Origin of the sequence: Methylocaldum sp., from assembly GCF_039794385.1 — a bacterium.
In the GTDB taxonomy this organism is placed as follows: Bacteria; Pseudomonadota; Gammaproteobacteria; order Methylococcales; family Methylococcaceae; genus Methylocaldum.
Genome location: NZ_JBDIVO010000311.1, coordinates 1 through 5,352, shown reverse-complemented (window position 1 = coordinate 5,352; position 5,352 = coordinate 1). Strand labels below are relative to the sequence as shown.

Here is a 5,352-nt window from a genome sequence, read left to right as displayed (position 1 = left end):
CGGCTTTCGAAGACTGGAAACGAGCGATTACGCATATCGTCGGGACGGAAGCAGGCAGGCGCGGCGAGCCGCCCGTTTTGCTTTGGGATTTCAGTGGGTTCGATGAACTGACCACGGAAGCCGTTCCCGGCAAGAATGACCGGCAAGCTAGGATGCACTGGTATTGGGAAGCAGGACACTTCAAACGAGAACTGGGCAATCTGATTTTGGATCGCATATTCACGCTCGCGGACGCCGGCGATCAATTCGGCACATTACTCCGGCCGGAAAATGTGGAGGCGCAAATTGCCTTGCTACGGATGCAGGAAGCGGAATACCGCAAAAGCCACCCACGGGATGTGGCGGAACTGGAGAGTATCGCCGAACAGATCAAATCCCGGCGACGAGACCTTAGAAATCATTAATGCTCCGGAAGTCCTCAGCCCTTCGTCGCGCCGGCAGCAAACCGGCGCGGGGGCGAGGCGGCTGCGGACCCGACGCCGTGTAAAACCAGGATTGAATCCGCCCCGCTCAGGTCCTCACGCCGCCTCCGCGCGGGAGGAACATCACGATGGAGACGCGCCGGTTTCTTGCCCTGCCCTCCGGCGTATCGTTGGCCTCACGCGGCTGGGTGTCGGCCAGGCCGACGGCGCGCAAGCGCTCGGGCGAAATGCCGTGTGCGATCAAATAGCGGGTGACGGTGCTGGCCCGAGCTGTCGACAGCTCCCAATTGGACCGGAACTTCGCCGTGGCGATGGGACGGTCGTCGGTATGCCCCTCGACCTCGATCGTGCCGCCTTGAGCACCAAGCACGCTGGCCAGACGGTCCAGCACGCTCGCACCTTCGGGTTTAAGCTCGGCGCTGGCCGGGTCGAACAATATCGCGTCGTTAATCTCCAGGCGAACTTCCCCGCTGGCCGCCGAAATCTCGACCGAACCGCCGAGATCCGCGTCCGAGAACGCTTTGTCGAGGGATGCCGCCGCATTTAGCGCCATGTCGCCGGCTTCGGTTATCCAGCCTTTTTCGGGAACCGCCGCAACCGGCTTGCTGGAAGGTCCGGCCACGTTTGACGTTTCCTCGGCCTTTTGCGCCGGAGGAACTGCCTCGACAATCGCATCCTTATATTCGGGCTCGCGTCGGGATAACGCGGATACAGTCCTCGCCGCATCCGGATAAGCGGGGTAAACCTTGATCTCGGCTTCCGCTATAGGGTTCCTATCCTGGGCCGTCCGGACAGGCGGAGACGCTGGGGCCCGGTTCGTCGAAATGGTCTTCGATGCCTTGATGACCGCGGGAGAAACCGGAATCGAAGCCGCAACTTGTGTCGATTGCGTCGCTGTTTCGGGATGGGCGGTTTTCGCCTCCACCGTCAGCGCCTTTTGATAGGCGAACAGGAATACGAAAAACGAAAACAGCAAGGTCATCACGTCGAGATAGCTCAACAGCCAGCCGCCCTGCTCGGACGGCCGTTCGGCCCCCGCCGCTCGCCAAGGATCGGTGGTGGCGTCCCGCCGAGTCTCCGGACGCCGGAACTGGGTCATCGCCGATGCGTGATTCGATGACATTCGGACAACCCGCCGCTACGATTTGGCCACGCTGAGCGGGAGCGAATCGATCGGTTCGCTCGCCTCCGGGTGGTCGAAGAAGGCCTGCCAATAATCCCGGAACATCGCCGCATGACACCGGTCATGCAACATGAGCACCGATTCCATCTGCACGTATGCCCAAGCCAGGTTCTCGTTGGCGCGCCGTTCCAAGCGCGTCGCCAGGGGTTTCAACACCAGATTGGCCAATACCAGCCCGTACACCGTGGTCAGCATGGCGAAGCCCATGGACTCTCCGATCTGCTCCATGCGATTCGCGTCCAAACCGTACATCATCCCGATGAGGCCGAGCAGCGTTCCCAGCATGCCGAAGGCAGGCGCGAAAGCGCCCATGGTCCGGACGATCTGGATTTCGGCCTGATCGCGCTCTCGCTGCGCGCCGATTTTCCACTGGAGCATGCGCGTCAGGTCGGCCTGCGGCGTGCGATTGATCACCAGCTCCGCGCCGGTTCGAAGCAGAGATTCCTGAAGCCGCCGGGCCGCCTGCTCGGCCGCGCGGACACTGCCGCGGCGATGCGCTTCCACGAGGTGCAAGAACACATCCAAGTCTTCGCTGTCCATCGACGCCTTATTTGTTAGCTTGCTCCGCAGCCGGCGCAACAAATCGGTCACGCCGCGAAACGAATGGGCAAGCACGGTGGCGGCGAACGTTCCGACGACTACCAGAAAAAGGCCCGAAAGATTGAAATACCGGCCCGACGGGTCGGCCCACAAGAAAAGGACGAACAGGCCGAACAACCCGGACCCGATCAATACTTTTACGATAACGGCTTTCATGACGCTTCCGCTCGATTTTGGTTGTATCGGAAGCGTTTATGCAGGTTCCGTTCCTATCTGATATTCATTTTTAAATCAATAACATGATGAAATTTTCCGCCATTTCGTCGGATTTTTGACGCGCCAAAGAGGCGGCGGCTTGCCGGAACCGGCAATAGTTGCCGGCGACTTGATGACAGGATCGATTTGCAGCCTTACTCGACATTCGTAGTGAACGAAGCGCCGCCCGTCAAAGTCGAATCGCGTAAGGTGGCCGAAAAATGGAAACAGACGAATCAACCGCTCAAATCATCCCGTTTCCCGACCCGAAACGATGGCCGGCGATTGCCCGAATTTATATCGATTACCTGACGCTGGGCGATCCCCGCGCGGCGTTTTTCTATCTGGAATACCAGTTGACCGCAATGAGCCTGCGGGAAATTCCGACCGCGCTCAAAAGCGAAATCGAACGCGAGTACAAAAGACGCGGCTTTCGGGGCCCGGTGTATTTCGGCAAGCCGTGGTAAATTCCGGGCTAGTCCTCTCGGGCCAGGCCCTTGATGATGTAACCCCCTGATTTTTCATCGTATTCCAACTTTAACAGCTTCCGCTCCTGGGCTTCTTCCAGCAGTTTTCCGAAGGTGCGGAAACCGTGATAGCTTTCGTTGAAACCGGGTTTTCGCCGTTTCAGCGCCTGCTTGACCATGGACCCCCACACCTTTTCTTCTTCCCCGCGCTCTTCCAAAAGATCCTCGACCGTCTCGAGCACCCAATCGACCGCTTGTTGCTTCTTGTCTTCCTCGGCTTTCTTTTCGCCTTCCGGGCCCGGCTGGCGCGCCGTCTTGGCGGGCGCGCGCCTGGCCTTCGGCCTCGGCTTCGCGGCCTCGCGCACCAAATCGTCGTAAAAGATGAATTCGTCGCAATTGGCGATCAGCAAATCGGAGGTGGATTTCTTCACCCCGACGCCGATCACGACCTTGTTGTTCTCCCGCAGCTTACTGACCAGGGGTGAAAAATCGGAGTCGCCGCTGATGATCACGAAGGTGTCGACGTGCGACTTGGTGTAGCACAGGTCTAGCGCATCGACGACCATGCGGATGTCGGCGGAATTCTTGCCCGATTGGCGCACGTGCGGAATTTCGATCAGCTCGAAGGCCGCCTCGTGCATGCCGCCCTTGAATTCCTTGTAGCGGTCCCAGTCGCAATAGGCCTTCTTGACCACGATATTGCCCTTGAGAAGCAGCCGCTCCAGCACTTTCTGGACGTCGAAGGCAGCGTATTTGGCGTCGCGCACGCCGAGGGCTATGTTCTCGAAGTCGCAGAACAAGGCCATGATTTGAGTCTTAGGTGTGTGGGTCATAGATTGGTTTATGTAAATGGCCGGATTCGGGGACCTTGTTCAAAACGTCGGCCCAGCCGAGATTGTCCACGATGCGCCGAAAAGAATCATCCAGGGGCGCTTCCAAACGGAGCCTCTCGCCCGTATCGGGATGAGTGAATGCCAGACCGGTCGCGCACAGCAGCAATCGATGGCAGCCGAAATGACTCCTGAAAAAATTGTTGTGGCGCCCGTCGCCATGGCTGGTATCGCCTACAACCGGGTGAAAAATATGCTTCATGTGGCGCCGGATCTGGTGTTTCCGCCCGGTTTTAGGCGATACCCGCAGCAGCGAGTAGCGGGCCGTCGGGTAACGGCCGACCGCGAAAGGGAGTTCCGCAATCCCTAGCCTGCGGTAGCACGTTACCGCCGGCTGAGCCGGTTTGTCCCGTTGCGCATTGGCGTCGGTGATCCGGTCTAGCTGTTCTTCCAGCGCATAATCGATAATGCCGGTTTCGTCCGCATAGCCGCGGACTACGGCGAGATAGGTCTTGTCGACGCCGCCGCCGGAGAATAATTCCGTCATCCGCCGGGCGGTATCCGCATCGAGCGCGAACACCAGTATGCCCGAGGTCGGCTTGTCCAGGCGATGGACCGGATACACCCGGCGGCCGAGCCGGTCGCGAACGATCTGCATGGCGTACCGGGTTTCGTGGCGATCGATCGCGCTCCGGTGGACGAGCAGGCCGGCGGGTTTGTTCACCGCCACGAGAGAGTCGTCTTGATAGAGGATTTCCATGCTTCGGCCGAGTCGCCTTAAAGGCCGCGGTTCACAAAGCGCGACACAAGGTCTGCCAAAGCGCTCAACGCAACGGCTCCGCCGTATAGCGCACCCGGAGACGGTGCGTCCCGCCCGGCTCGATCGTCACCACATCGTCCGCCGCGTTGGCGCTTTCCACGCACACCATGCGGAGATAACCGTCCTCGTCGAAATCGCCCAGCGCCTCGGCCCTCTCGGCCCAAGGATTCCACACCACCGTGGAGCGGCTGCCCCGGTTGGCGATGCGGATGCGGCGATTCAAGCCCGGATCCTCGATCACGCAATCAGCCGTGGATTCGAGATAAATCCGGTCGGTTTCCCCGGAAAAGGTCACGGGGCCCGACTGCTGTTTGCGTCGTCCCTCGTCCGTTTTGTCGATATAGGAACAGCCATCGAGGCCGTGTATCGAGATCCGACGAATGTCGCTGACCTGAAAATATGTGTGCAGAGCCTCGCCGATAGTGATCGGCGCAGGCCCGTCGTTATGCGTCACCAGTTCCATCTCCAGCGCCGTGCCTATGGTCATATAGAGTTCCAGCGGTGTCGAATGCGGCCATAGTGCGTAGGTCTCGTCGCTCCGGATGAGGCGAAAACCCAAGCGATTCGAACCGTCCTCCAGCGCCAGCACTTCGATCACTTCCCACGGCTGGGTGCGCGCGAAACCGTGAGCGGGAAAAGAGGATTCGCCGGGATGCGGCCCGAACCAAGGCCAACAGACCGGCACGCCGCCGCGGATCGATTCGCCCGGCCCGAACTTCGCCTTCGGCGACAGCCAAATGACCAGTTCCTCCTGATACGGCGCCCAACTCATCAAATGAGCTCCCTGCAAGGCGATGCTCGCCATGGCGAGACCGTTGCTGATCTCCACCACACC

The 5,352-nt window shown here is 59.8% G+C and carries 6 protein-coding genes and 1 pseudogene; 2 read left to right on the top strand and 5 right to left on the bottom strand.

The genetic code is table 11. The features are described 5' to 3' along the window. Positions 1–404: pseudogene (locus tag ABJK70_RS19490) on the top strand (hypothetical protein); the annotation flags it as partial. A 106-nt stretch (positions 405–510) separates the two neighbouring features. On the opposite strand, the gene ABJK70_RS19485 reads toward ABJK70_RS19490, so the two are convergent. Next, a complete protein-coding gene (locus ABJK70_RS19485) occupies positions 511–1,545 on the bottom strand; it encodes an OmpA family protein (RefSeq protein ID WP_347258826.1) in 1,035 nt (344 codons plus the stop codon). A 15-nt stretch (positions 1,546–1,560) separates the two neighbouring features. Next, positions 1,561–2,361, bottom strand: a complete 801-nt coding sequence (locus ABJK70_RS19480) for a MotA/TolQ/ExbB proton channel family protein (protein WP_347258825.1) — start codon at positions 2,359–2,361, stop codon at positions 1,561–1,563. A 260-nt stretch (positions 2,362–2,621) separates the two neighbouring features. Here ABJK70_RS19480 and ABJK70_RS19475 point away from each other — a divergent pair, with 260 nt between their 5' ends. Beyond that, positions 2,622–2,867, top strand: a complete 246-nt coding sequence (locus tag ABJK70_RS19475; protein ID WP_077728571.1) for a hypothetical protein — start codon at positions 2,622–2,624, stop codon at positions 2,865–2,867. Between the two features lie 8 nt (positions 2,868–2,875). Here ABJK70_RS19475 and ABJK70_RS19470 read toward each other — a convergent pair whose 3' ends face one another. The 3 genes from ABJK70_RS19470 to ABJK70_RS19460 all read right to left on the bottom strand — a co-directional run. Beyond that, on the bottom strand, positions 2,876–3,700 hold the full coding sequence (locus ABJK70_RS19470) for an NYN domain-containing protein (RefSeq protein ID WP_077728570.1): 825 nt from the start codon (positions 3,698–3,700) through the stop codon (positions 2,876–2,878). Beyond that, positions 3,684–4,457 carry a tRNA pseudouridine(65) synthase TruC gene (gene truC, locus ABJK70_RS19465; RefSeq protein WP_086134902.1) on the bottom strand — a complete coding sequence of 258 codons (774 nt, stop codon included), beginning with the start codon at positions 4,455–4,457 and terminating at the stop codon, positions 3,684–3,686. The genes ABJK70_RS19470 and truC overlap by 17 nt, the downstream gene beginning before the upstream one ends. A 64-nt stretch (positions 4,458–4,521) precedes the next feature. Then, a partial coding sequence (locus ABJK70_RS19460; protein WP_347258824.1) for a D-hexose-6-phosphate mutarotase occupies positions 4,522–5,352 on the bottom strand: 831 nt, incomplete at its 5' end.

Coding starts and splice junctions, on each gene's coding strand:
- ABJK70_RS19470 (WP_077728570.1), bottom strand. CDS start 3,700: ATGACCCACACACCTAAGACTCAAATCATGGCCTTGTTCTGCGACTTC.
- ABJK70_RS19480 (WP_347258825.1), bottom strand. CDS start 2,361: ATGAAAGCCGTTATCGTAAAAGTATTGATCGGGTCCGGGTTGTTCGGC.
- ABJK70_RS19485 (WP_347258826.1), bottom strand. CDS start 1,545: ATGTCATCGAATCACGCATCGGCGATGACCCAGTTCCGGCGTCCGGAG.
- ABJK70_RS19475 (WP_077728571.1), top strand. CDS start 2,622: ATGGAAACAGACGAATCAACCGCTCAAATCATCCCGTTTCCCGACCCG.
- truC (WP_086134902.1), bottom strand. CDS start 4,457: ATGGAAATCCTCTATCAAGACGACTCTCTCGTGGCGGTGAACAAACCC.